Origin of the sequence: Sorangium sp. So ce448 (genome assembly GCF_051520915.1) — a bacterium.
GTDB lineage: Bacteria > Myxococcota_A > Polyangia > Polyangiales > Polyangiaceae > Sorangium > Sorangium cellulosum_B.
The window spans coordinates 7932640-7957654 of the sequence record NZ_CP150343.1 but is presented as its reverse complement, the minus strand read 5'-3'; the positions used below and the strand labels follow the sequence as shown (position 1 = coordinate 7957654).

17 protein-coding genes are annotated in these 25015 nt (G+C 71.8%); 9 read left to right on the top strand and 8 right to left on the bottom strand.

Annotated features, from left to right (window positions below):
- Positions 1-65: 65 nt before the first annotated feature.
- Positions 66-2129, bottom strand: coding sequence for a hypothetical protein (locus tag WMF45_RS29980; protein ID WP_437708293.1), 2064 nt, complete (start codon positions 2127-2129; stop codon positions 66-68).
- Between the two features lie 471 nt (positions 2130-2600).
- Between WMF45_RS29980 and WMF45_RS29975 the strand changes: the two genes are divergently transcribed.
- From WMF45_RS29975 to WMF45_RS29955, 5 genes are all read left to right on the top strand, one after another.
- The gene (locus WMF45_RS29975) at positions 2601-3308 is read left to right on the top strand and encodes an alpha/beta fold hydrolase (protein ID WP_437708291.1); all 708 of its coding nucleotides are present in this window, start codon (positions 2601-2603) and stop codon (positions 3306-3308) included.
- Positions 3309-3425: 117 nt separating this feature from the next.
- Positions 3426-4931: an NfeD family protein gene (locus tag WMF45_RS29970; protein ID WP_437708289.1), complete on the top strand. Its 1506-nt coding sequence runs from the start codon at positions 3426-3428 to the stop codon at positions 4929-4931.
- Positions 4928-5401, top strand: a complete 474-nt coding sequence (locus WMF45_RS29965; RefSeq protein ID WP_437708287.1) for an NfeD family protein — start codon at positions 4928-4930, stop codon at positions 5399-5401. Before WMF45_RS29970 ends, WMF45_RS29965 begins: the two co-directional genes overlap by 4 nt.
- 50 nt (positions 5402-5451) lie before the next feature.
- The gene (gene floA / locus WMF45_RS29960; protein ID WP_437542137.1) at positions 5452-6444 is read left to right on the top strand and encodes a flotillin-like protein FloA; all 993 of its coding nucleotides are present in this window, start codon (positions 5452-5454) and stop codon (positions 6442-6444) included.
- 180 nt (positions 6445-6624) lie between these two features.
- Positions 6625-8271: a hypothetical protein gene (locus tag WMF45_RS29955; protein ID WP_437708285.1), complete on the top strand. Its 1647-nt coding sequence runs from the start codon at positions 6625-6627 to the stop codon at positions 8269-8271.
- A gap of 168 nt (positions 8272-8439) precedes the next feature.
- On the opposite strand, the gene WMF45_RS29950 is transcribed toward WMF45_RS29955, so the two are convergent.
- The 6 genes from WMF45_RS29950 to WMF45_RS29925 all read right to left on the bottom strand — a co-directional run bounded on the left by WMF45_RS29950 (position 8440) and on the right by WMF45_RS29925 (position 16158).
- Positions 8440-9549, bottom strand: coding sequence for a fatty acid desaturase (locus WMF45_RS29950; RefSeq protein WP_437708283.1), 1110 nt, complete (start codon positions 9547-9549; stop codon positions 8440-8442).
- 589 nt (positions 9550-10138) lie between these two features.
- Positions 10139-11110: an FAD-dependent oxidoreductase gene (locus WMF45_RS29945; RefSeq protein WP_437708281.1), complete on the bottom strand. Its 972-nt coding sequence runs from the start codon at positions 11108-11110 to the stop codon at positions 10139-10141.
- Between the two features lie 267 nt (positions 11111-11377).
- Positions 11378-12724, bottom strand: coding sequence for a formylglycine-generating enzyme family protein (locus tag WMF45_RS29940; RefSeq protein WP_437708279.1), 1347 nt, complete (start codon positions 12722-12724; stop codon positions 11378-11380).
- Positions 12725-12954: 230 nt separating this feature from the next.
- Positions 12955-14871 (bottom strand): dihydroxy-acid dehydratase, encoded by a 1917-nt coding sequence (gene ilvD / locus WMF45_RS29935; protein WP_437708277.1) that lies wholly within the window; start codon positions 14869-14871, stop codon positions 12955-12957.
- Positions 14872-15068: 197 nt separating this feature from the next.
- Positions 15069-15305 (bottom strand): hypothetical protein, encoded by a 237-nt coding sequence (locus tag WMF45_RS29930; RefSeq protein WP_437542125.1) that lies wholly within the window; start codon positions 15303-15305, stop codon positions 15069-15071.
- Between the two features lie 100 nt (positions 15306-15405).
- Positions 15406-16158, bottom strand: coding sequence for a class I SAM-dependent methyltransferase (locus tag WMF45_RS29925; RefSeq protein ID WP_437708275.1), 753 nt, complete (start codon positions 16156-16158; stop codon positions 15406-15408).
- 1056 nt (positions 16159-17214) lie between these two features.
- On the opposite strand from WMF45_RS29925, the gene WMF45_RS29920 reads away from it, so the two are divergent.
- The 4 genes from WMF45_RS29920 to WMF45_RS29905 all read left to right on the top strand — a co-directional run bounded on the left by WMF45_RS29920 (position 17215) and on the right by WMF45_RS29905 (position 21781).
- A complete protein-coding gene (locus WMF45_RS29920) occupies positions 17215-17739 on the top strand; it encodes a hypothetical protein (RefSeq protein ID WP_437708273.1) in 525 nt (174 codons plus the stop codon).
- A 220-nt stretch (positions 17740-17959) separates the two neighbouring features.
- Positions 17960-19792: a type IV pilus twitching motility protein PilT gene (locus WMF45_RS29915; RefSeq protein ID WP_437708272.1), complete on the top strand. Its 1833-nt coding sequence runs from the start codon at positions 17960-17962 to the stop codon at positions 19790-19792.
- A gap of 1 nt (position 19793) precedes the next feature.
- Positions 19794-20864, top strand: a complete 1071-nt coding sequence (locus tag WMF45_RS29910; protein ID WP_437708270.1) for a type IV pilus twitching motility protein PilT — start codon at positions 19794-19796, stop codon at positions 20862-20864.
- Between the two features lie 101 nt (positions 20865-20965).
- The gene (locus WMF45_RS29905) at positions 20966-21781 is read left to right on the top strand and encodes an arylamine N-acetyltransferase family protein (protein ID WP_437708268.1); all 816 of its coding nucleotides are present in this window, start codon (positions 20966-20968) and stop codon (positions 21779-21781) included.
- A gap of 106 nt (positions 21782-21887) precedes the next feature.
- On the opposite strand, the gene WMF45_RS29900 is transcribed toward WMF45_RS29905, so the two are convergent.
- The gene (locus WMF45_RS29900) at positions 21888-24509 is read right to left on the bottom strand and encodes a LamG-like jellyroll fold domain-containing protein (RefSeq protein ID WP_437708266.1); all 2622 of its coding nucleotides are present in this window, start codon (positions 24507-24509) and stop codon (positions 21888-21890) included.
- Positions 24510-25015 lie beyond the last annotated feature (506 nt).

Here is a 25015-nt window from a genome sequence, read left to right as displayed (position 1 = left end):
TGCGCCGGCTCGTAATCCACGAACCCACCGCTGAGCGTAAAGCTCGGTCCCGCGCAGCCCCGTCCTCACCGCGGGACTGCCGCCGCGGCGCGGCGCGGTGGGTCCTCGCGGTGGGAGACGCCCGTGACGGCGCCCTTGGAATTTAGATGCGCAGCGGGGTCGCCCGTCGCGTCGAACAGGGCGAGCGCCCTCGAATAATCGAGCGCCGCCCCGGCGGTGTCGCCCCGCTCGCAGCGCAGATCGGCGCGCGCGTGGAGCACCGCGGCCTGTCCCGCGCTGTCCCCGAGCTCCTCGAAGAGCCGCAGCGCATCCTCGTAGTCGCGCTGCGCGCCCGGGAGCGCGCCCCGCTGGCGGCGCAGGTCGCCGCGGGCCTTGAGCGCGGCGGCCTCGCCGCGGCGATCTCCGCTGTCCCGGTACAGCAGGATCGCATTGCCATAGTCGCGCGCCGCGAGCGCCGTCTGCCGCTCGCGCAGGCGCAGGTCGCCGCGGGCCTGCCACGTGCGCGCATGCGTCTGCTCGCACCCGAGCGCCCGGAGGAGATCGGGCTGCGGGAGCACCTCGCGCGCGGCGCGGGCGCGTGAGCTCGCCCCGCGACGCTCATCGCGGCTGCTCGGCGGGGGCGAGCGCAGCTGGCTGAGGACCCGCTCCTCCACGCCCTCGAGGATGTAGAGCGCGCGGTCGTAGGCGCGCGCGGCGCCCGCGAGGTCCCCCTCCCTGAAGCACAGATCGCCCTGCGCCTTCAGCACGTTGGCCTCGCCCAGGCGATCGCGGCACGCCCTGAGGAGCGTGAGCGCGCACCCGTAGTCGCTCGCCGCCCCGGCCAGCTCGTCCTGGTCGAGCCGGAGGTTGCCGCGCGCGAGCAACCCCATCGCCTCTCCTGCCCGGTCGGACGCCGCCCTGAACAGCGACAGCGCCCGCTCATGATCGCGCGAGGCGGCCGCGATGTCCCCCTGCCGCCGGTGCACGTCGCCGCGGAGCAGGAGCGCGGTCGCCTGGCCACGCCCGTGCACGGCCGCCTCGAACCCGGCGAGCGCTTCGCCGTAGTCCGCCACGGCGGCCTCGATCGCGCCCTCGGCGAGGCGCCGGTTGCCGCGCGCGAGCAGCTCCTTTGCGTTACAGAAGATCTCGTCGTCGGCCGGCGGCGAGCTCCGCGCCGCCGCGCGCTGCGCGTTCGCGCGCACCGCCTTGCGGAGGACGTCGCGGTGACCCGGGCGGCCGCGCTCGCGGGCGGCCGGCGTCGCGCGGAGCGTCCCGAAGGTGCCGCGCCGCTTGCTCGCGAGCTCGGCGCGGCGCGCGCTCTCGAGCGCCGCGAGCGCGCGCTCGCGCAGCTCGGGGAGCGCGTCGCCCGAGAGCCGCGCCGCCTCGTCGAGCAAGCGCTGCTGGAGCTCGGCCGGGAGCCCGAGATCGACCACCGTGCAGGCGTCGACGAGCGCCCGCGCCAGCACCTCGGCGCCGCGCTCGCCGTCCCGGAACGGCGCGAGGTCGAGGGCCGCGAAGAGCTCGCAGGCGACGCGCCGGCGCGACGCCGCCGCCGGCCGCCCCTCGGCCGCGGCCGTCCAGAAGAGCAGCGCCTGCATCGCGTCCGCCGACCCCCGGTGGAGCGCGTCCCAGCGCCTCGCGTCGGCCGCCGCGTCCTCGCGGGCCGCGGCGCGCACGGGGGGCGTCATCGTGAAGGTCTGCGGGCCCTGCTCGAGCGACACCACCCGCCCATGCACGAGCAGCTGGAGCGGCCGCGCAGCGGAGGGCGCCGGCTTCCCCGCCGCGGCGGCGACCACCTCCAGCGGGATGCCCGCCGCAGGCAGCACGGCGAGCGCATGCACCACCCGGCGCGTCTCCTCGCCGAGCGACTCCAGCGCGTCGCCGAGCACCTGACCCACGATCTCCCCCTCGGGTCCCCCCGGATCCAGCTGCGCCGCGTTCTTCCGCAAATACGCCTCGGCCGACATTCCCGTCCGCCGCAGCGTGGCTGCGGCGATCTCGATCGCGGCGGGCAGATACCCGAGCGCAGCGACGAGCGCATAGGCCCACTGGACCTCCGCAGCGGGCGGCGCGTCCGTCCCCCATGCACCCTGGGAGAGGACGGACATCGCAGCGGATACGGAGAGCGCCGAGACGCTGAGCTCGGCCATCTTCCGATCTCCGGACGTGGAGCGGAACCTCAACATATCGCCTCTGTCATTCCAGAAGAGCTGGTTGTCCGAGCAGGCGCCGTCCGGCTCTCGGCCCGCGGCGACATGCCTGCTGGCCCCAGTCAGCCTGGAGAGTGATGCGTCGAAGCCTGTGTCGAGGAGCTTAGCGCGGCGCGCGACAGGCTCAACGGCCTTCCAGGTTTTCACGCGATCCCCGCGGCGAATTCGCGGCAAACCAGCCCGCGCTGGCACGCGTCCGGCAACGGCTCGCCGATCATGGGAAAGCACATTCGACGAAGCGGAACGACGGGATCCTGCGCCGGACGCTCGCTCCTTGTCGCCGGCTCGTATGTCCTCCGGTCGGGTCGAGGAGAGAAGATCCTGCCCAGCTCCGCGGGCCCCGCGGCGAGGCGGGGGGCTCGGGCGGAAGGCCGTGGGCGTGAGATCCGCGTCGGAGACGAGATCCTTTATGTGACCGAGACGGGCACCGGCAAGCCCGCGGTGCTTCTGCCCAGCATGCTGATCGACGGCGCGACCTACCAGCCAGCGGTCGAGGCGATGGCGCGCCACGCGCGGGTGCTCGTCCTGGAGCTGCCCGGCTCGGGCCGCGCCTCCCGGCTGCGCGCGCCGTGGGCCCTGGAGCGGTATGCGCGCTGCGTCGCCGAGGCCTTGCGGGCTTTGCGCCTCGAGCGCGTCACGCTGATCGGCCACTCGCTGTCTGGCGCCGTGGCGCTGATCGTCGCGGCGCTGCACCCCGAGCGGCTCACCGGGGTCGTGCTCGTCGATTCCATCGGATTCAACCCGCCGGGCTCGGTCCTCTCGCTCGTCCTCGCCCGCGCGGCCGAGGCGCTGCTCGAGCCTCGCTTCGTCGCGCGAGGGACGCCTGCGCTCCTCCACAACCTGCTCTTCCACGCGCGGAGCGCGCTGAGCCTGCTGCGGATCGCCGCGACCGCGGACCTGAGCGGCCATGCGGCGCGGGTGCGCGTGAGGACGCTGCTCGCCTGGGGCGCGCGCGATCTCACGGTGCCGCTCGGCTCGGCCCTCGCCATCCAACGCTTGATCCCCGACTCGACCCTTGTCGTCTCCTCGAAGGGAAGCCACGACTGGATCGTGGAGCGACCAGCCGAGTTCGCGGACGCGGTGGCGAGGTTCATGGCGCGCAGCGGCGGAGCAGCCTGAGCACGGGGGTATCGTGGAGCGCCGCCATGCGCTACCCTTGTCTCGGCGTTCTTCGGCGTGAACCTCAGGGAGCATGGCGCGCGGCGCGAGCCGAGCCGCCATCGCAGGGAGCGGGGCTTGACTGGTTTGTGGCGCCTGCTGGAACAGGCCACGAGGTGGGCGCGGCGCGCGACCCCGCTCCTCGCGCTCCTCGCGACGATGGCGCTGTGCCTCCCCGCCCGCGGCGAGGCGGCGCCCCCTGCGGGCCCGGGCGGCGCGGCCGGAGCCCCGGCGCCGCCGGGCCCGCGAGCGCTCCCGCCGATCCCCGGCGCGGGCAAGGTCACCGTGGTCGCGATCTCCGGGACGATCGATCTCGGCCTCTCGCCGTTCCTGGAGCGCATCGTCGCCGCCCAGGGGGAAGGCGACCTCCTCGTGCTCGACATCAGCACGCTCGGCGGCCGCATCGACGCCGCGCTCGCCATCCGGGACGCGCTGCTCCGGGCGCGCGTCCGCACGGTGTGCTGGGTCAACCCGCGGGCGATCTCGGCCGGAGCGCTCATCTCGCTCGCGTGCGATGTCATCGCGGTCGCCCCCGGCGCCACCCTCGGCGCGGCGACGCCTGTGCAGATCGGCGAGGGCGGCGAGATGAAGCCTGTCGCCGAGAAGGTCGTGTCCTACATGCGGAAGGAGATGCGCGCGACCGCCGAGGCCAAGGGGCGGCGCGGCGACATCGCCGAGGCCATGGTCGACGCCGACGTGGAGGTCCCCGGCCTCGACGAGAAGGGGAAGCTGCTCACGCTGGACGGCGCGCAGGCGCTCGCGTGGGGCGTCGCCGAGGTGCAGGCCGGCAGCGAGGCAGACCTCTTCGGCGCCCTGGGCCGCCCCCAGCCCGCGGAGATCCTCCGCCCGCGCCCCAGCTTCGCCGAGGAGCTCGCGCGCTTCCTCTCGGATCCCACGCTCTCCGGGGTCCTCATGACCCTCGGGATGCTCGGTATCCTCCTCGAGCTGTATGCGCCGGGCCACGGCGTCCCGCTCGCCGTCGGGCTCTCGTGCCTCGCGCTGTTCTTCTTCGGGCACCACGTCGTGAAGCTCGCCGGCTGGGAGGAGCTCGCGCTCTTCGCCGTCGGCGCGATCCTCATCGCGGTGGAGATCTTGGTCCCGGGGCACATCGTCCCCGGGGTCGCGGGCGCCGCGTTCGTGGCGAGCGCCCTCCTCCTGTCGCTCCTCGATCTCGAGCGCGTGCCGGTCGACGTCGCCTGGCACGCAGGCTGGCTGCCGCGCGCCCTCGCCTCGGTGTGCGGCTCGCTCGCGGCGACGGCGGCGCTCGCCGTGGGCGCCGCCCGCGTCGCGCCGAGGACGCGCTTCGGGCGGCGGCTCGTTCTGGACGCGGCGATCCGCGGCGTCGCCGTCGGAGGACCTCCCGAGGGCTCGGCGGCGCCCGCGTCGCTCGTGGACCGGCTCGGCACGGCCGCGACCGATCTGCGCCCCTCGGGCAAGGTCGCGCTCGACGGCCGCCGCCTGGAGGCGCTCTCGGAGCTCGGCTACGTCGAGGCCGGCGCCCGCGTGCGGGTGATCCGCGCGGAGGGGGGCCGGGTCGTCGTGAGGGCGGTCGCGCGCAGCGCGGACGAGGAGCGCGGAGCGTGACGCCCGCGCTGCTCGTCGTCGCGCTGCTCGTGGCGGGGCTCGTGCTGCTCGCCATCGAGGTGCTGGTCATCCCCGGCGTCGGCCTCGTCGGGCTCCTCGGCGGCGCCGCCGTGCTCGGCGCGGTCGCGCTCGCATGGGCGGCCCTCGGGATCGGCTACGGCCTGCTCGCCCTGGGCGCCGGCGTCTGCGTGACGGGGCTCCTGTTCTGGGCTGTCCCGAGGACGCCGGTGGGCCGCAAGATGGTGCTGCTCGAGACCCAGCGGAGCGGGCGTGGCCCGGACGCGCGGCTCGCCGCGCTTGCCGGCAAGGAGGGCAGGGCGCTCACGCCGCTCCGCCCCGCCGGCACGGTCGAGATCGAGGATCGCGCGGTCGATGTCGTGACCGACGGCCTCTACGTGGAGGCTGGCACGCCTGTGCGGGTCGCGAGCGTGGAGGGGAATCGGGTCGTCGTCGAGCCGCTCAAGCCCTAGAGAGCGCGCGAGAGGCGGCCCTTCACGGACAGGGACGGGTGGAGAGGGATATGGAGATCATCTCGGTCATCGTGATCGGCGGGCTCGTGCTCGTCGCCATCGTCGCGACGCTGTACATGGTGCCGCTCCGGCTGTGGGTCGCCGCGCAGGCGTCGGGCGCCGGGGTCTCGATGCTCACGCTCATCGCGATGCGCCTGCGCCGGGTGCCGCCCGATCAGATCGTCAACGCGCGGATCAGCGCCGTGAAGGCGGGTCTCGAGGGGGTGTCCGTCGACATGCTCGAGGCCCACTACCTGGCCCGCGGCCGGGTGGAGGCGGTCGTCAACGCGCTCATCTCGGCCGGCAAGGCGGGGATGGAGCTCGATTTCTCGCGCGCGGCCGCGATCGATCTCGCCGGCCGCAACGTGCTCGAGGCGGTGGCGATGTCGGTGAACCCGCGCGTCATCGAGACCCCGAAGGTCTCGGCCGTGGCCAAGGACGGCATCCAGCTCCTCGCGATCGCGCGCGTGACCGTGCGCGCCAACATCGAGCGCCTCGTCGGCGGCGCGGGCGAGCAGACGGTGCTGGCCCGCGTCGGCGAGGGCGTCGTCTCGACCATCGGCTCGGCCGACGACTACAAACACGTCCTCGAGAACCCGGATACCATCTCGAAGAACGTGCTCAAGAAGGGCCTCGACGCGGGGACGGCGTTCGAGATCCTCTCCATCGACATCGCCGACGTCGACGTCGGCTCCAACATCGGCGCGAAGCTCCAGACGGAGCAGGCCGAGGCGGACAAGCAGGTCGCGCAGGCCAAGGCGGAGTCGCGCCGCGCGCTGGCGGTCGCCCAGGAGCAGGAGATGAAGGCCAAGACGCAGGAGATGCGGGCGAAGCTCGTCGAGGCGGAGTCGACGATCCCGCTCGCCGTCGCGGAGGCGCTCCGCACGGGCAAGCTCGGCGTCATGGACTACTACAACATGCGCAACGTCATCGCCGACACCGAGATGCGCCAGGGCATCGCCGGCACCACGGGGGGCAAGCCCGATCCCGCCGGGGAGTCGTGAGGTGCCGCCGCGCGACCCACCGAGCCCGCTCCTCGCGTGGCTCGGCCGCCGCGACGCGCTCGTGCGGCGCTTCGTCCTGGCCGAGGTGCTCGGCCCGCCCCGCGCGTTATCGCCGCGCTCTGCGCGGCCGGAGAGCCGCGCGGCCGGAGGGCCGCCCCCCGACGACGCTGGACGGGCGCCATGCGTGACATCGACCTCGAGAAATACGTCGGCGCCCTCGTCGGAGTGATCTGGGCGCTCGTCAAGCTCGCGAGCCTGTACAGGAGCCTGCAAGCCAGGCGCGCCGAGCGTGCCGCCGCGCGGCCCGGCGGCGAGGACGCCCCGCGGAGCGAACCAGCGCTCGTCGACGTCGCGCCGGGGAGCGGTACGGGGCCCGTTGATGTCGCGCCGCCGAGCGCTGCGCCATGGGCCGGGATGCCGTTCGGTGCCCCGCGCGCGCCCGACGCCGACCGGCTGCCCGTGGTGCTCCTGCGGCTCGTCGAGCTCGAGCAGAGCGCCGTGGCGCTCGGCGAGGTGGTGCGTCACGAACGGGCGAACCGGCGCTTCACGGACGTGCTCCTCGGGGTCCCGCACGAGATCGGGCGCCTGCGCGCCGCCGTCGACGCGGGCCTCACGGCGCGCGAGGCGGAGGCCGCGGCGGACCGCATCGAGCTCGTCGTGGGCGAGATCGCGGCGCTCGTGGGGCAGCGCCGCGACCCGTCGTTCCTGCCCGATCTCGGCGACGCGGACGCCCTCGCCGACGCCTGCTACGCCCCCGTGATCGCGTTCGCGCGGGCGGAGGGGCTGCCGCTCCGGAGCGGAGCGCCGGCCACGCAGCTCACGGATTTCGATCTCGCGATCTGGACGGGCTTCATCCCGACGTCGATCGCGCCCATCTTCCTCCCTGTCGACTTCTTCTCGACCCCGCTGCGCTGGCCGGCGCTCGCGCACGAGATAGGCCACGATTTCCTGGCCTCGGTCGACGGCCTCGAGCCGGCCCTGCGCCGCGAGCTCGGCCTGGGGGGCGAGCGGGTGCGCCCGCTCGCGCCGGACGGCGCTCGCATCGGGGCTCCCGCGCTCAGGCGGGTGTTCGGCGTGTGGTTCGAGGAGATCTTCTGTGACGTCTTCGGCACGCTCATGTTCGGCCCCGCCTACGTGCTCACGATGAGCGAGCTGTTTTTCCAGGAGGACGAGCCGTACGCGTCCATCGTCGTCCAGACGGACGTGACCGGCGCGCGTTATGACGAGCACCCTCCGCCGCACCTGCGCGTGCTCATCGGGTGCATGGTCCTCGAGCGGGGCGGGCTCAACGAGGACGCGCGCGTCCTGCGGGAGGCGTGGGCGCGCCGCCACGCCGAGGTGAGCCTCGATGACCTGCTCTTGCCCGTGGGGGGCGCCTTTCGCCCCGTCCCGCTGGCGCCCTTCGCCGCCATGGCCGCGTGGATCGTGGAGCGCCTCTATGCCGGCCCGCTCACCGCCCTGTCCGGCTTCGGTCTGCAGGACATCAGCGGGCTCGACTACGGACCGCACGAGCGCCAGGAGGCGTCGCGCGCGCGCGACGCGCTGCTCGCCGGCCGGGTCCCCGCCGTCCTCGACGCCCGGGCCCTCCTCGCGGGCGCTGTCCTGGCGGCGCATCAGGTGCCCGCGCAGTCGCTGTCGATCCTCATCAGGGCGCGCGCCGCGATCCCGGCGCTCGGCACGGCCGAGCGACGGCCCGACGCGTTCGGGTCGCGCCTCGACGCGTCCAGCGTCGCGCTGGACCGCCGCGCCGTGGCGGAGGCGCTGCTCTTCCGAGAGGTCCTGCTGCCACCGCGAGCGCTCCGCACCCGCCGCCGCACCCGCCTTTAGAGCGGCGGTCACCCGCTTCGGATACGGGCCCACCTCGGCGTTTTCGGTGCTCAGCGCACCGGAGTGCGCTTGCGCGCCGAAAACGCCGATCTGGGCCCGTCTCCTGTGCGGGAGACCGCCGCTCTGCTTGGCATGTAGCTGAGGTGGGCGGAAACGCCGTGGAGCGGGTCAGATGGCGTCGAGCTCGGCCGCGCCCTGCGTGGGGTGAACCGTCTGGATCGTGGGCGTCCGCGGCGCGGCGAGGCTGCCCGCCGTGATCAGGGGAAGCGACGCCCGCGGCGGGGGGATGCTCTCCGAGCGGAGCTTCATGAGCTCCTCGCGCTGGTGCTTCCACACGGTCCGGTAGCGGAAGAACGGCACGGCCGGGTAGAGGTGGTGGATCAGGTGATACGTCTGCCCGAAGAGCAGCACGTTGAACAGCACGCTGTCGACCGCGCGCGTCGCGCTGTACCGGTTCTGCGTCGCCGTGATCTCGTGGGGGAAGTGAGGCAGGTAGTCGAAGGCGAACGCGAGGAAGAAGATCGCCAGCCGCGCCGGCAAGATCCAGTAGAGGAGCGCGAGCTGGCCAACGCCGAGACCGAAGGCCAGCACCACGAGCGCGAGCATGGCCGCGAGCGACGCGACCGTCTCGATCCGCTCCGCGCGCTTCTGCGCGTGGTAGGAGCGCAAAAATAGATAGTAGTAGTGGAGATCCTGTGTCGCCCAGCGGAGCGGCAGGAGGTACCACGGGCCGCGCCCACTCCAGTAGTCGGGATCCCGGTCCGCCTCGTTCGTGTGTTTGTGATGCTCGAGGTGGAAGTGACGCACCGCCAGGAACGGCGCCACGAGCAGCAGCCCGGACAGCCGCCCGATCACGCCGTTCAGCAGCGCGGAGCGCGCCAGCGACCGATGCGAGGCCTCGTGCATCGGCGTGAAGGCGGCATACGCGGCGACCGCCGCCGCGAGCACGGCCGGAACGGTCGACACCCAGCCCGCGATGCCCGCGGTGACCGCCGTCGCCCAGAGGGCGCACGACCCCGCGAAGAGCGCCACCGTCGGCCACTCGATCGTCCGGGTCTGCAGCAAGCCGCTGTCGAGCGGCAGGACGCTCCAGAGGGCCGGCCGCCCGGAAGGTCTCCCCGACGGCCTGCCCAAGGGCCGCCCTGACGGCCTGCCCGAGGGCCGCCCCGACGGCCTGCCCGAGGGGCGGCTCGGGCACTTCTCGTCGTTGTTCCTCGTGAAATTCCAGACGGCTGGCCGCCCCGTTGGACGACTGAGTCGATTCTCGTCGTTGTTCATGGCGCTCAAAACTCCCGGGGGAAGCGTCGGATCTTCACGTTGGTGACAGCGAACGGTGGACACCGGATCAAGCGCAAACGAACGATCGACCACTCGGGACCGCGTTCCAGCGATGGCACCGACAGGTCGTCAGGGGTTAGCGACCTCCAGAGCGAGGCCATCCACGTCCATTCCCTCGGATGAACAGAGGAGCGCCATGGGCGGTCCCACTGCGAGAGAAGGCGGGAGACGCTCGCAGACGAGCACGAATCCAATCTAGCAGCCTAGCAACAGGAGCACAACGGGACTTTCGGAGCGTTGCGTTGGGCTTTCTGGTTGGCTGGATTCCAGAAGCAGCGTCGTTTGTTTCGGTTTGCGACGGTTGCGTCGGTTACGACGCTTACGGCCGTTGCGACCGTTGCGACCGTTGCGTCGGTTTACGAGGTTTACGATGACGCCGTCCGCCTGCATCCGCTTGCGTTGGCTCGTGGCGGCGTTCGCGACGGCGTTGGCGCTGGCGCCGCTGCCGTTGTCCGAGGAACAGGCCTGGAGCGCCGCGCTGACGCTGACAGCGTCGCGCGCGTCAAAACAGTGCGCTCGGCACATTCCGCTAGACATGGCCGTGTGTCGACGCGCTGCCGTCCCGCAGCATTGCCCTCACCTCGTGGGCACAACCCCATGCCAGCGTGTATCCCGAGCCGCCGTGGCCGTAGTTGTGGATCACACGGCCTTCACGCTCGACCCGCACGGTGCTCCGATAAGGTCGCAGCCCGGCGCGTGAGCCGAGCAAGCGGCCCGGCTCGAGCCCGGCCGCGCGCACCCGCTGGAGCATTGCGTCAGCAAGCTCGGGATCAGGCGTCAACGGGCGATCATCGGGCGACGGGATGAAACAACCGCCAATCACGATCTCGCGACGCCTTGGGATGACATAAACGAGCGCCGATTCGTCCCTTTCATCACCCAGTGCGACATCTGGGGGGATCTCGCCTGGTTCGACGATCGCCACCTGGCCGTAGACGCCGATGAGCTCGCCGTCGCCGGTGAGCGCGCGCGCTCCGAGCCCGGTGCAATTCACGATGCAGTCGCCCTCGACCTCGGCGAGCGATCGCACGTGCTCGGTGCGCACTGGACAGTCGAGCTGCGCCTCCAGCCAGGGCAGGTGCAGCGATGGCTCGATGCGCGGCGCCGTGAACCGCAGGCTGTACGGCGCGCCCAGCGGGTGGGGTCCAGGCTCGAGCGCGAGGTCCGGGACGCTCGGAGCCCACCACGGCGGGCGCGTGTCGTCCGCCGCCTCGCGCGCGGTCAGGAGATCCACGCCCGCCTCCGGGTGTTCGTTCGCGATGCGCGTGAGTTCATCGAGGCTCGTCGAGGACCACGCGTTGACGCGCTCGGGCGGGTTCGCCAGGAAAGGATGCCACAGCGCGGCCGCGACCGCGGACGTCGTGCGCTCGCCGCGCGCCGCTGCGATCACCTGCACCCGGTGGCCGTCGCGCTGGAGCACGACCGCCGTGGTCAACCCGATCACCCCTGCGCCCACGACGGTGATCTGCTGCCCTTGAGCCTGGCCCCGCGATGACGCCACGATCGCGCGCTCTAGCACGCCGCGCCTCAGCGTCGACATCGCACACCACGCCCGGCGTCGAATCCGGCCTCGTGGACGTCCAGCGACATCCCGTGACGTCCGATCCACAGCGGTTTCCGCCGACCTCAGCTACACGCCGAGCAGAGCGGCGGTCTCCCGCACAGGAGACGGGCCCAGATCGGCGTTTTCGGCGCGCAAGCGCACTCCAGTGCGCTGAGCACCGAAAACGTCGAGATGGGCCCGTCTCCGAAGCGGGTGACCGTCGCTCTAGCGCGCGCAGCGGGCGCCGATGTTGTTGACGCGGTCGATGGGATAACTGAAGTCGCGGTTGCCTGCGCGCAGGTCCGTCGCCGGCGCGCGGTAGCTCCCGCCGCGGGTGACCCGCGTCGCGTCGCGATCGCCGTCCACGCGATGCACGCAGTCGATGCACGGCGTGGGGAGCGCATCCTGCCACCAGTCCATCGTCCACTCCCACAGATTCCCGGCCAGATCCGAGTGCCCCCATCGCCCGTCGCCACGCGGCTTCGACCCGACCGGCAGGATGTCGCTCAGCGCGCAAACCCCGGCGGCGCTTCCATCCCCGGTGCAGTTGTAGGAGGCGCGATCGCCGTCGATCCCGGAGCCCCAGGGGTAAGGTCGATGCTCGTCGCCACCGGCAGCCGCATAGTCCCACTCCGCCTCGGAGGGCAGGCGGCCGCCGTCCCACGCGCAGAACGCGAACGCCTCGAACCAGGTGATGCAATTGATCGGCAGCTCCTCGTTCGACCCGGGGGTGTCGGTCCACGTCCAGAGGCGATCGCCGTTGCACTGCAGCGCCGCCCGGAGCGCCGCGGTGTTCGGCGCGAGCCGCGTGTTCCACCCCGCGATCCACCCGCTGCCGCTGACGTGGGGGTGCCGGCCAGCCCCGATGGCGGGCGGCCTCTCCTGCACGCCCTGCCCGGCATCCACGAACGCCCGGAATCGCCCCACCGTGATCTCGTACTTGTCCAGGCGGAAGTCGCTGACGGCCGCGGGGAACGCGTCGTCTGTGCTCGGCGTCCCGTCGTAGCCCCTCAGGAAAGTGCCACAGGGGACCATCCTGTTGTCGCAGCAGCTCGCGTCGCCCGGCCCGCAGCTGTCCCCGGCGCCCGGCCTGCCCCCCGCGCAGCTCGGAGGCATGACCATCACGTCCGTCGATCCGCACGTGTTCGGGCAACCCGGCTCCCCGCACTCGCACTGCATGCCGCCCGCGCACGTCACGCAGTCCCCGGTTCCATCACACTCCGCGCTGCCGTCTGCCCCGCAGGGGGTCCGCGCCGGCCTCGGCCGCTCCGCACACTCACCCTCGCTGCACACCGCTTCCATGCAGGCGCTCTGCGCTGGCGGGCAGTCCTCCACCGGGTCGATGCAGCCGTCCGTCACACCGCCGCTGCTGCTGCTGCTGCTGCTGCTGGCGCCGCTGCTGCTGCTGGCGCCGCTGCTGGTGGTCGCGTCACTGCTGCTGGCGGTGGCGCTGCTGCCGCCGCCTGCCCCGCTTCCACCGCTCCCCACGTCGTGGTCAGCAGGGAAATCACGCACCTTCGGGCTGCAACCCGAGGCGAGAGAGGTGGCCACGATGAGCGCCAATTTTCTCATGTACGGCATCATACGCGACCGGGCGCACCCCCGTTGTGGTCGATGCTGTACCGGCCCGGAGCGTTGCGGCGCCCGACCTGCGCCGGGCGCCGAGGCGCGTCGGGTGGCCGGGGCGGTGGCCACCCGTTCCAGCGACGGCGGCCGCCGCGCTGCGCGCGTTGTAGCCTCGTCCGCGCCTCGTCCGCGCCTCGTCCGCGCCTCGCCTGCGCGGCTCGGCGGCTGCTGCTCCGTTACTTGCGCTGCGCGGGGGCGGTCGCGGTCGCGCCGTCCCCGGCGCGCCGGCTCGGCTCGATCTGGCCGACATCGCGGACAGCGCCGTTGGCGGCGCTCGTGGCCATCAGCGCGTAAGCCCGCAGGGCAGGGGAGACCTTCCGGTCGCGGTTCGGCCTGAACGCATCGGCGCCGCGCGCCTCGGCGGCGTGGCGGCGGCGATCCAGCTCCGCCTCGCTGACGAGGACATCGATCGTCCGGGCGGGGATGTCGATCCGGATGCGGTCGCCCTCCTCGATGAGCCCGATGGTCCCGCCTTCGGCCGCCTCGGGCGAGACGTGCCCGATGCTCAGGCCCGACGTCCCGCCGCTGAACCGGCCGTCGGTGATGAGGGCGCACGCCTTCCCGAGGCCCTTCCCCTTCAGGAACGACGTCGGATAGAGCATCTCCTGCATGCCGGGGCCGCCCTTCGGCCCCTCGTAGACGATCACGACCACATCGCCCGAGCGGATCTGGTTGTCCCAGATCGCGTCGCACGCCGCCTCCTGCGAGTGGAACACCCGCGCGGGCCCCTCGAACTTCCAGATCTCGGGATCGACGCCGGCGGTCTTCACGATGCAGCCGTCCACCGCGATGTTGCCGTAGAGCACGGCGAGCCCGCCTTCGCGGCTGTACGCGTTGTCGACGTCGCGGATGCAGCCCTTCTGGGCGTCATCGTCGGTGTCGGCGAAGTACTTGTCCTGCGAGAACGCGACCGTGGTCGGCACGCCGCCCGGCGCGGCGAGCGAGCGCTTCTTCGCGGCGGCCGTCGCCGTGGGGCGGCGGATGTCGTTCTCGTCGATGGCCTCGCCCAGCGTGCCCGTGTGGACCGTGCCCACCTGCCGGTGGATGAGCCCCGCGCGGTCGAGCTCGCCGAGGATCGTCAGCACGCCGCCCGCGCGGTGCACGTCCTCGACGTGGTGATGCGACGACGGCGCGACCTTGCAGATGTTGGGCACCTTGCGCGACATCCGGTCGATGTCCGCCATCTTGAAGTCCACCTGCGCCTCGCGGGCCACCGCCAGGATGTGGAGCACCGTGTTCGTCGAGCCGCCCATCGCGATGTCGAGCGCCATCGCGTTCTCGAACGCCTCGAACGTCGCGATGCTCCGCGGCAGCACCGAGGCGTCGCCGTCGACGTAGTGCCGCTGCGCGAGCGCGACGACGCGCTTCGCCGCCGCCTCGAAGAGATCCCAGCGCGCCGCGTGCGTCGCGAGCAGCGTGCCGTTGCCGGGCAGCGCGAGGCCGAGCGCCTCGTTGAGGCAGTTCATGCTGTTGGCCGTGAACATGCCGGAGCACGAGCCGCAGGTCGGGCACGCGGACCGCTCCATCGCGGCGAGATCCGCGTCGGTCACCTTGTCGTCGCTCGCGGCGATCATCGGATCGATGAGGTCGAGCTTCCGGATGAGCGGCTTGCCGTCGCGGTCGTGGGTCCCGACGAGCTTGCCCGCCTCCATCGGGCCGCCCGAGACGAAGACGGTCGGGATGTTGAGCCGCATGGCGGCGAGGAGCATGCCGGGCGTGATCTTGTCGCAGTTCGAGATGCACAAGAGCGCGTCGGCGCAGTGCGCGTTCACCATGTACTCGACGCTGTCGGCGATGAGCTCCCGGCTCGGCAGCGAGTACAGCATGCCGGCGTGGCCCATCGCGATGCCGTCGTCGATGGCGATGGTGTTGAACTCGACGCCCCACCCGCCCGCGGCGTCGATGACCTTCTTCGCCCGCTGCCCGACGTCGTGGAGGTGGACATGCCCCGGAACGAACTGCGTGAAGCTGTTGGCGATGGCGACGATCGGCTTCTCGAAGTCCGCGTCCTTCATGCCGGTGGCGCGCCACAACGCGCGCGCCCCTGCCATGTTGCGCCCCTGGGTGGATGTACGACTGCGGTATCCGGCCATGCCGGGAACCTACTCCGTTCCGGCCTTCGCGCCTAGCCGGCAGACGGGGCCGGCGCCAGGGTACCGCCGCGTCCGCCGCCGCGCGCTGCGTCCACGGGCGGCGACGTCGTTCGAGCGGCCAAGGCGGCGCGCAGGAGGCCTCTCGGGGCATGGGCCGCGACTCCGGGCATCACCGCAGCCCGGGGCCGGCCCTTCGATCATCGGCCTCGTGGCTTGGACCACCGATCCACGGCGACCATCGCGGCGCCCAGCCCGTCGATGTAGCTGCCGTGCCGGAACGTCGCGCGCTTGAGCGCCACGACCAGCGTGGCCAGGAGCTGGCGCGCCTCGTCTCGTTCTCGCCGCAGGTCCTGGACCTCATCCCGCGACGGCCGGTTGACGACCGCAGCTTGCCCCGCGTCGTTCGTGCCTGTCTGACTCGCTCTCTCGGACATGGGTCTGATCCTCCCATATCAAGTTAGCGCCGCGTCGCCCGCATCATCAACCTCCATAGGAGGTATTTGAATGGGTGTTCGTATCCCGGCCCACGTCAGCTCAGGAGCGCGCGGCGAGCGTGACGAGCGTGACGAGGCCGCGCGCGATCTCGCGATGGATGACGCGGAGTCCTGCCGCGTCGAGCCTGTCGCAGACCCAATCGGGGGCGAGGCGCAGCTTGCGATAGAAGCTCGCTGACAGCGTCCACCGGCCGTCTTCTGGGCCGCGCGTGTGAACGAGGTCGTGCACCTTGACGGTCTCGGGTTCGTACTCGAGGAAACAGGTCATGATCACATCTGCCGAGTCGTGTACTGGGATGAACCGGTCGGCGCCTTCGAGCTCGCGGGTGAGGTCGCGGAACGTGAGCGCGAGACGGCCGCCGGGCGCGAGTCTCCGGGCGCAGCCGGCGAACATCCGCTCCACGTCCGACTTGCTGCCGAGGTGGGGGAGCGTGTCGCCCATGCACACGGCGAGCGCGCAGGGGGTGTCCGAGCGCTCCAGCGCGTCCAGGAGATCCCCTCTCACGATCTCGACGGCGAGCTGCCCGCGGCGCGCCTCGAGCTCGGCGAGCAGCCTGTCCGACGTGTCCACGGCGGTCACCCTGAACCCGAGCTGCGCCAGCGCGAGGGACTGAAAGCCGGAGCCGCACCCGAGGTCGATGGCCTCGTGCGGGCCGCCCGACGAGCCTTCAGGGCGCAGGCCGAGGCGCTCGAACAGCGCCCGCTGCTCGGCGACCTTGGCGTCGTAATCCCCGAACATCCTCGAATAGTGCTCGGCGAGGAGCTTGTCGTAGTGATCGGCGACCGTGGGCATGGGCTCTGTTCCTCCGCGGCCATCCTACAGCGGCACGGCCCGCCGGCGCACGCCTGCGCCGGCACGCATGGACAGACCGGCGCACGCCTGCGCCGGCACGCATGGACAGACCGGCGCACGCCTGCGCCGGCACGCATGGACAGACCGGCGCATGCCTGCGCCGGCACGCGTCACACACGCACGCACGGGGGCGCACCAGAATCGACTGCGTCCGAAAATTTCTGCTCTGCTTTGACGAAGACATGATATCTTGGTTGGAACGCGACTCTTACTCCGACATCGATTTTCGGGTCGGCGGTGTTGGATGGCACCGGGAAGGTTCCCGGAGCGAGGTTGGAGAGGGAGAGATCGCGTCGCTGTGCGCAGCTGGTTTCGTCGGACGGGTGAGAATGAGGCACGGCGGGCTTGGACCGAGCCAGCCTGTCGCTCGCGCGGGTGTTTCGCTCTTCGAGAGCGCGCCGCGCGAAGCGCGCTGATGGACCTGTCGGAGAACCAGCGAGGCGAGCCGGAGAGCCCAGGCAGGCGGTCACGCCGGGCGACCAGGCAGCCGGAACGACGGGCGAGCCAGAACGACAGGCAAGCCAGATGACCAGGTGAGCTCAGGCGAGCCGCGACGCACCCCTGCGTGCGCCGCGCAGCCGGAGCCCGGGCGGCCTCGCCGGCGCGGCCAGCACCTGAATCCGAGCGAGGCGCGCCCGATCGCTCAGGGCGGAGAGAAGCTGACGAGCAGCTGACGAGCTGCCGACGATGAAGGTGAAGCTGCGCAGCGCGCGGGAGAGACGCGGGAGAGAGCACAGCCGGGCGCCGGTGATACGGGCCGCGCCGGGGTCACCCGCGACGATGGACGATGACGGATGTGAATGCGAGTGCGAGTGCGAGTGCGAGTGCGAATGTGACGAACGGCTCATGAACGCAAACGCCGTCGAGATCGAGAAATGAGTTGCGGAGGGTGTCAGTCTGCGTCACGATGACAAGTTTTGTGACTGCGGTGTTTGCGGACTTGCGGAGTTCGCGCGGGTCGTGGGAACACGTCGAAGTAGCGAAGGAGCATGGTGCATGAAGACGGTTGGTGATTGGCTCTCCCTCTCCAGGCGCTCGCGATCGCTCGTCGCCGCGGGCGCGGCCGCGCTCCTCTCCGCCACGCCGATCGCGGCCTCGGCAGAGCACCCCCCCACGCCGCGGCAGGCTCCGCCGGCGGCGGCTGCCGGCGCGGAGAGCGCGCCTACGGCAGAGCCCGCCTCGGCCCCCGGCGTGGGCGAGTGGGACACCTTCTCCGTGGAGGTCTATGGCAGGCTGGTCTCGCGCGCGGGGAAGGTCGCGACCCTGCTGCCGCTCGTCTCCACGACCGAGAAGCCGGTCGCCGCGGGGACCAAGGCGGTGCTCTTCCGCAAGGTCGAGGACCCCGCCGGACCGAGATCCACGAAATGGGTCGAGATCGCCAGGGTGACCATGAAGAAGATCGAGTCGACCGGCAACATGCAGCTCACCATCGACTCGGAGCAGCAGGCGCCTCCCGGCGAGAAGGGCAAGACGCCTGGCCACTTCGTGAAGGGCGCCCGGCTCAAGCTCGCGATCCAGTAGCCCGGCGCCGCGTCGCGGCGGAGCACGCCGCGGGCGTGAGCCGGGTCGCACCGCTCCGCGGAGGATCGCGCGGTCGTCGCGAGCGGAGGCGGTGGGAGGGAGTCGGCGTGTGGCCGCGCGGCGCGGGTCGCCGCGGCTGAATGTCGCCGCCGTTGCACCACATTTTGAAACGCGGCGCCTCATCGTTGATAGAGTCGGCTTGCGGAGACGAGCGACGACGATGAACGCCCTTCGATCCTGGCTCTCGCAACTGAACCGCCCCGAGGTGACAGAGTTCGCCGTGGCCACCGGGCGCATGCCCAGCGTCAAGGTCTCGGGCGCCTTCCAGGCCGTCGATCCCGGCGCGCTCTCCACGGAGGACATCCTCATGCTCCTCAGCGCGCTCGGCGGCGGCCGCCACCTGGAGGCCCTCGGCGCGAAGCCGTCGCAGTGGCACATCCGCATCGAGGGCATCGGCGCCATCTCCGTCGTCGCCGCGCGCCAGGGCGACCTCGTGCACGCCCGCATGACGCGGATGCAGTCGGGGACCTCGGCCGCCGCGCCTCCCGCGCGCCCCTCGCAGCAGCTCTCCATGCGGGAGCACCTCGCGCCCGAGGAGGGGCAGCGCCCACCGCCGCGCGAGCAGGACGCGAAGCGCACGAGCTCCTCGGAGGTCGCGCTCGACCTCCGCTCCCCGCCGCCGCCTGCAGAGCCCCGCGCCAGCCGGCCCTCGGTGGCCCGCTTCGAGGCGCGCGCCGACGATGCGCCGGCCGCCGAGCGCGCCGCGCCGGCTGCCCGCCCGTCCTCGCCGTCCCCGGAGCCCCGCGCCGCCGCGCGCGTGGCCGCCGCGGGCGGGCGCGCGCGGCCCTCCTCCGCCGAGGTGCAGGCGGCCGCCCTCGACGGGCTGCTCGCCATGGCGCGTGATCAGGGCGCGAGCGATCTGCACCTCGTCGCCGGCCGCCCGCCGCTCCTGCGCGTGGCGGGCGAGCTGATGCCGCACGGCGAGCCGCTCGACCCGGCGGCCGTCGAGTCCCTCCTCCTGCCGCGCGTCCCGCCGCGCCTCTCGCAGGTGCTCGAGGTCGAGGGCTCCTGCGATTTCGCCCTGGAGCTCGGCGCGATCGGCCGCTTCCGGGTGAACATCTCGCGCCACCGGCAGGGGTACAAGGGCTCGTTCCGGCTGATAGCGCGCACCATCCCGACCCTCGCGTCGCTCGGCCTGCCCGACGCCATCGGGCTCGCCACCCGCCACCACCAGGGCCTCATCGTGATCACCGGGCCGACGGGCCACGGCAAGACCACGACGCTCACCGCGATCGTCGACATCCTGAACCGCGAGACCAGCCATCACATCATCACGGTCGAGGATCCCGTCGAGTTCGTCCACGCGCGCGGCAAGGCGATGATCAGCCAGCGCGAGGTCGGCACGCACACCCGCTCCTTCGAGAACGCCCTCAAGGCCTCGCTGCGCGAGGACCCCGACGTCATCGTCGTCGGCGAGCTCAGGGACACGGCGACGGTCCGCATGGCGCTGGCCGCGAGCGAGACTGGCCACCTCGTCCTCGGCACCATGAACACCCCGAGCGCCGCGAAGACCATCGATCGGCTGATAGACCTCTTCCCGCCCGGCGATCAGCAGCAGGTGCGCGTCACCCTCGCGGGCGGCCTCCGGCTCATCGTCAGCCAGCGGCTCCTGCCGAGCGAGGGCGGCAAGCGCATGGTCGCGGCCGCCGAGGTCCTGCCCGGCTCTGTCCCGCTCTGGAACCTCATCCGCGACTCCAAGACGTTCCAGATCCCGAGCCTCCAGCAGCGGGGGAAGGGCCTCGGGATCATCCGCCTGGACGACTCGCTGGCCGAGCTCGTCCGCGCCGGCAAGACCACGCTCGAGGCCGCGCTCAAGGTGGCGGAGGCCCCCGACGAGCTCGAGGCCGTCCTCGCCGGCAGGCGGCAGCCCATGCTCACGCCGGACAGGCGGCCGCCCGCCCCCGCGCCCGACGCGTCCAAATCAGCGCCCGTCGAGGCGGGCAAGGGCCTCTTCGAGCGCGCGGGCGCGCTCTTCGGAAAGAAGGGAGCGTAACGTGGCCCGCATCGACCGCCTCTTCGACGAGCTGCTCTCCAGGAAGGGCAGCGACCTGCACCTCGGCATCGGCTACCCGCCGCTCGTGCGCGCCCGCGGCGAGCTCATCGCCCTGCGCGACACGCCCCTCGACGCCGCCGAGATGGAGGCGCTGCTCTTCGAGATCACGACCCCCGAGGAGACGCGGCGGATCGTCGACGAGCTCGATTTCGATTTCGCCTATTCCTACGCGGACAGGGCCCGTTTTCGCGCGAACTACTTCTACAAGACCACCGGGCTCGCGGCCGTCTTCCGCACCATCCCGAGCAAGATCCTCTCGCTCGACGATCTCGGCTGCCCCGAGATCGCCCGCCGGCTGTCCGAGCGGACGAGCGGGCTCATCTTGATCACCGGGCCGACCGGCTCCGGCAAGTCCACGACGCTCGCGGCGATGATCGATCACATCAACCGCTCGCGCGCGTGCCATGTCCTCACGATCGAGGATCCGGTCGAGTTCGTGCACAGCCCCATCAAGGCCCAGATCACGCACCGCGAGGTCGGCCCCGACGCGGGCAGCTTCGCGAGCGCGATCCGCAGCGCCGGGCGCGAGGACGCCGACGTGATCCTGATCGGCGAGCTCCGGACCAACGAGACCATGAAGCTCGCCCTGCAGCTCGCGAGCTTCGGTGTCCTCGTCTTCGGCACCGTCCACACGAACAGCGCCGCCGCGACGATCGACCGTATCATCAACGCGTTCCCCGCCGACGAGCAGCTCCAGGTCCGCGGCATGCTCGCCGAGAGCCTCGCCGCGATCATCGCCCAGCAGCTGCTCCGCACGAAGGACGGCGCGGGCCGCGTCGCGGCGCACGAGATCCTCGTCGGATCGAGCGCGCTCTCCGCGATGATCCGCGAGGGCAAGACGTTCCAGATCACGAACCTGATGCAGGCGGGCCGCTCCGCCGGCATGCAGACGATGGACATGGCGCTGGAGCGGCTCGTCAAGAAGGACACCATCTCGGTCCAGGCGGCGCTGGAGAAGGCGATCGACAAGGACAGCTTCCAGAAGCTCTTCCCCGACGCGCAGGGGGCGTGACGCAGAGTCGAGCCGCGGAGACGCGCTCCACCGCCGTCAATGTGCTGGCCGGTGCGTTGACGGTCGAGCGAGGGGCCGCGTATCCTCGCCGCACCGATCCAATGCAACCTTCGACACAGGACAGCGCATCGCTCGACCTCGACGCTTATCTCGCCCGCATCGGCTACCGCGGCGCGCTCGCCGCCACGCGGGAGGTCCTCGACGCGCTTCACGCGGCGCACGTCTACTCCATCCCTTTCGAGAACCTCGACGTCCTGCTCGGCCGACCGATCCGCCTCGACCTGGCCAGCGTCCAGGCGAAGCTCGTCAGGGCGCGCCGCGGCGGCTATTGCTTCGAGCACAACACGCTGTTCGCCGCGGTGCTGCGCCGGCTCGGGTTCAAGCTCACGACGCTCATCGCGCGGGTGCGGTTCCAGCGCAGCGACACGGGCCCTCGATCTCACATGCTGTCGCTTGTCGAGCTGCCCGAGGGGCCGTTCATCGCGGACGTCGGCTTCGGCGGTCCGGGGCTCTTGCAGCCGCTCCCGCTCGTCGAGGGCGAGGGCCACGCGCGGGTGCTCGACGTGATCGGCCTGCGCCGGGAGGGCTCGTCGTGGGTGCTCGCCTCCAGGGCGGGCGAGGCGTGGCAGGACATCTATGCGTTCACGCTCGAGGAGCACCTCCCGATCGACTACGAGGTGGCGAATCATTACACGTCCACGCACCCGAGCTCGCTGTTCGTGAACAACCTCATCGCGGCGCTCCCGTCGCCGGAAGGCCGGGTGACGCTGCGCAACCGCGAGCTGGGGTTCTGGCGGGTGGACGGCGTCGAGCGCGTCTCGGTGCGCGACGACGCGCTCCTCGACGTCCTGAGAGAGCGATTTGGGCTGGAGCTCCCGGCCGGGACGCGGCTCTCCTGCGCGGGCCTCGATAGCTGAAGGGACGGCGCGTCCTCCTCGGGGCCCGCTCGGGAGGCCGGGCGGGCGCGGCTCGCCGGCCGCGCCCGCCGCGCCCGCCGCATCTCGCCGCCGGGGCGCTACCGGATCAGTGGACGCGCCCGATGCCGCGGCGGATGAACGCCGATCGGCTCGCGGCCGCGCCGGCCGCCGCGCCGCCGGTCGGCGCGGCCCTGAGCGCCGCGAAGGTCGGGGCAGGCTCGCAGACCAGCGCCGTCAGATCCTGGTTCCGGCGCTTCAGATCGTTCAAGGTGCGCGGCTCACCGGTCACCGGGTCACCGACGGTGATCCCCGTCATGAAGCGCGATAGCGACGCCTCGTTCCCGGGCGACCTCGGGTTCACGTGCAGGAACCCCGTCCCGGTCTCCGCCGCGCCGTGGCACCCATTGCAGGTGTTGAGCGAGAACTTGTGCCGTGCCTCGTTGTTGAGGATGCCAGGAGCGGTCCAGGCCGTGAGGTTGTTGAACGACGAGCCGCCGAGGAACGGGTTCCCCTGGAACGTGTCGGGCACCGTGTGCTGCTCCGCGATGATCGAGGCCTCGTTCTGGTTCACGAAGTCGGCGAGCGTTGGCGACCCGTCGAAGCCGAGATCCGGCGTCAGCTTGACGGTCTCCGGCCGCAGGAAGCCCGTGTCGGGCGAGAGGACGAACTCGCGCAGCTCCCACGGCCCCGCGAGCGCGATCTCGTTCGTGCGGAGCTGCCCGAGCGAGCTCCCGTTCGGCTTGCCGGGCGCGGCGTTCCGGCCTGCGAACCGCGTGGTGATGTCCTGGAGCGCCGCGTTGTACGCTTCGGACGGGAAGGGCAGGCTGCCGAGGGCGTGCCAGTCGTTCGCCCAGTCGAGCACGTCGGCCTCGGTCGACGCGGGGAGCTTGTACTCCAGGATCACGGTGAACTGCTGCGGGAAGCCCTGGCTGACGACGCCGAACACGAACCTCCCTTCGCCGGCGTTGCCTTCGGCGAGGTTGCGCACGTCGATCCTGTTGACGATGCCGAGCAGCAAGAGCGGCGCCTGCTGCAGGTCGAGCGACCCGTCAGGGCTCCTCGGCCACTCGTCGAGCACGACCTGCTGAATCGCCGTGCGCGCCGGCACGGTGAAGCCGTTCACGGTCTGATCGGTCAGCCAGGTGCTGAAGAGCTCCTCGACCATGGCCGGCGCGTCGGCGGGCGTGGGCGCCATGTCCTCCATCAGGCGCGCGAACGTCCATGCGCCCGTGCGGGGATCGCCCGGCGGTCCAGTGAACGTCGTGCGGAGGGGATCCTCGACCACGCTGAGGTCCTTCACGAAGATCTCCCGGCTCGTCCGGACGAAGCACCCCGTCGGCTCGGCCAGCTCGAAGTCGAGGGCCCCGGAGGCGACGATGAACTCGGGCGAGTTGAAGTCGATCACGGAGAAGGGGATCACGTGGGCGCCGGGATCCGCGTCCTCGGTGCCGGTGACGGTGACGGGGAACGTCGCCGTGCTCCCGGGCAGGACGCCGGGGAAGAACGAGGGATTGGCGGAGACGTCGATGCCCCCCGAGGGGCTGAAGATGTCGAGGAAGTAGTCGCGGCCCGGGCACGAGCCGACATCGTTGTTGGTGACGGCGATCTGGTACGCCACCGGCGTGTTCGGCGCGACCACGCCGCTGCTCTCCGGCGTGACGACGGCCGTCGTGGGGCGCCTGAGGCAGGAGAGCTGGGCGATCTCGAAGGCGGTCGTCGGTGAGGCGGAGAGCCAGACCTCGTCGAGCACGCCGGTGAAGCGCTCCTTCTGCACGTTGTTGCCGATACGGATGGGCGCGTCGATGTCGTGGAGCGTGCCCGCAGCGCTGATCTGGCCGACCTGCTCGCCGTTCAGGAAGAGCCGCACGAATGTGCCGTCGTAGGTCCCCGCGACGTGGGTCCACACGTTGGCCTGGATGGGGGCGCGGGAGGTGACCGTCCGCCCGTTGGTCAAGGTCACGGTGAACCGCGCCTGGCTGTTCCGGATGTCGAGGGAGAAGCTCGTCTCTCCGCCGCCCTTCTCCTGCACGAGGGTCCGCGGCGTCGACCCCGACACCGCGGTCGGCTTGACCCACGCGGCGACGGCGAGGTTCTGTCCGAACGTGAAGCTGGCGTCGTCGTCGACGAGGATCTTGTCGTTGTCCTTGTTGAAGGCGACGCCGAGGCCGCTGAGCCCTTGAGCGCACGCCGCGTTGGCCGAGCGGGTGGCCGTGTTGCCGTTGCCCGACGAGTCGAACAGCGCCGTTGTCGCGGCGTTGCAGTCGTCGAGCTGCCAGAAGCCGACGGCCGGCGGCCCCCCTGGGGGCGGATCGCCGGGGTCGCCGCCGCCGACGCCGGCGCCGCCGCCGACGCCGGTGACCGAGCTGCTGGTGGAGCCGCCGACGCCGACGCCGGTGGAGCTGGCGACCACGCTGCTGCCGAAGCCGCCGGTGCCGCCGCCACCGACGCCGGTGGTGGAGGTGGCGACCGAGCTGCTGCCGAAGCCGCCGGTCCCGGTCGCGCCGACGCCGGTGCCGACGCCGACGCTGGTGCCGACGCCGGAGACGCTGCCGACGACGGCGCCCGGCCCGCTGGCCGCCGCTTCGAGGGCTAGTTCTGCATCGTTGAGTGAACCTTCATCGACGTCATAGCTTCCGCACGCGGCGCCCGAGGCGAGCAGGGCGAGGATCGCGGCCGAGCTGGTTTTGATTGAGAGAGGATGGGCGAAGCCGAAGGAGAGGTTCCGCATCTGCGTTCTCGTTGGGTAAGAGTTGACTGCACGAGCGCCGTCCGACCGCAGCTCGGGCTGCGGCCGGCGACGCGAACAGGCGTCTGTATGACCCGACCGGGCTGTTCGGGTTTGGGCGCCGGTGCGAAGCACCCGATTGGCAATTGATATGCCCGGCCCCAGATCGTGATTTTCGCCCTGTTGCGTCGCACCCAGCGTGCCTGGGCGTGTCGGCGGGCTCCGACACTGGCACATCTGGCACACCCATTTTGCGACCCCAGGCGGGTGCTCGAGATCAAACAAGCACGCTTCCGACGCGTCCGAAGGGTGCGCCGTGGCGAGCGGCAAAGAGGGACAACAAGGTTCCTTCTCGCCGCCGCACGCCCGTCGCACGTCGCCCCGACCGCAGCCCCGCCGTCTCGCGGTCATCCATTGCGCCGCTTCTATATGCCGCGCCGCGCCGCCTCCTCCACGCCTCGCGCCGCGCCGCCGTCGGGCTATGCCATCGTCGCGCTATGCCGACACCT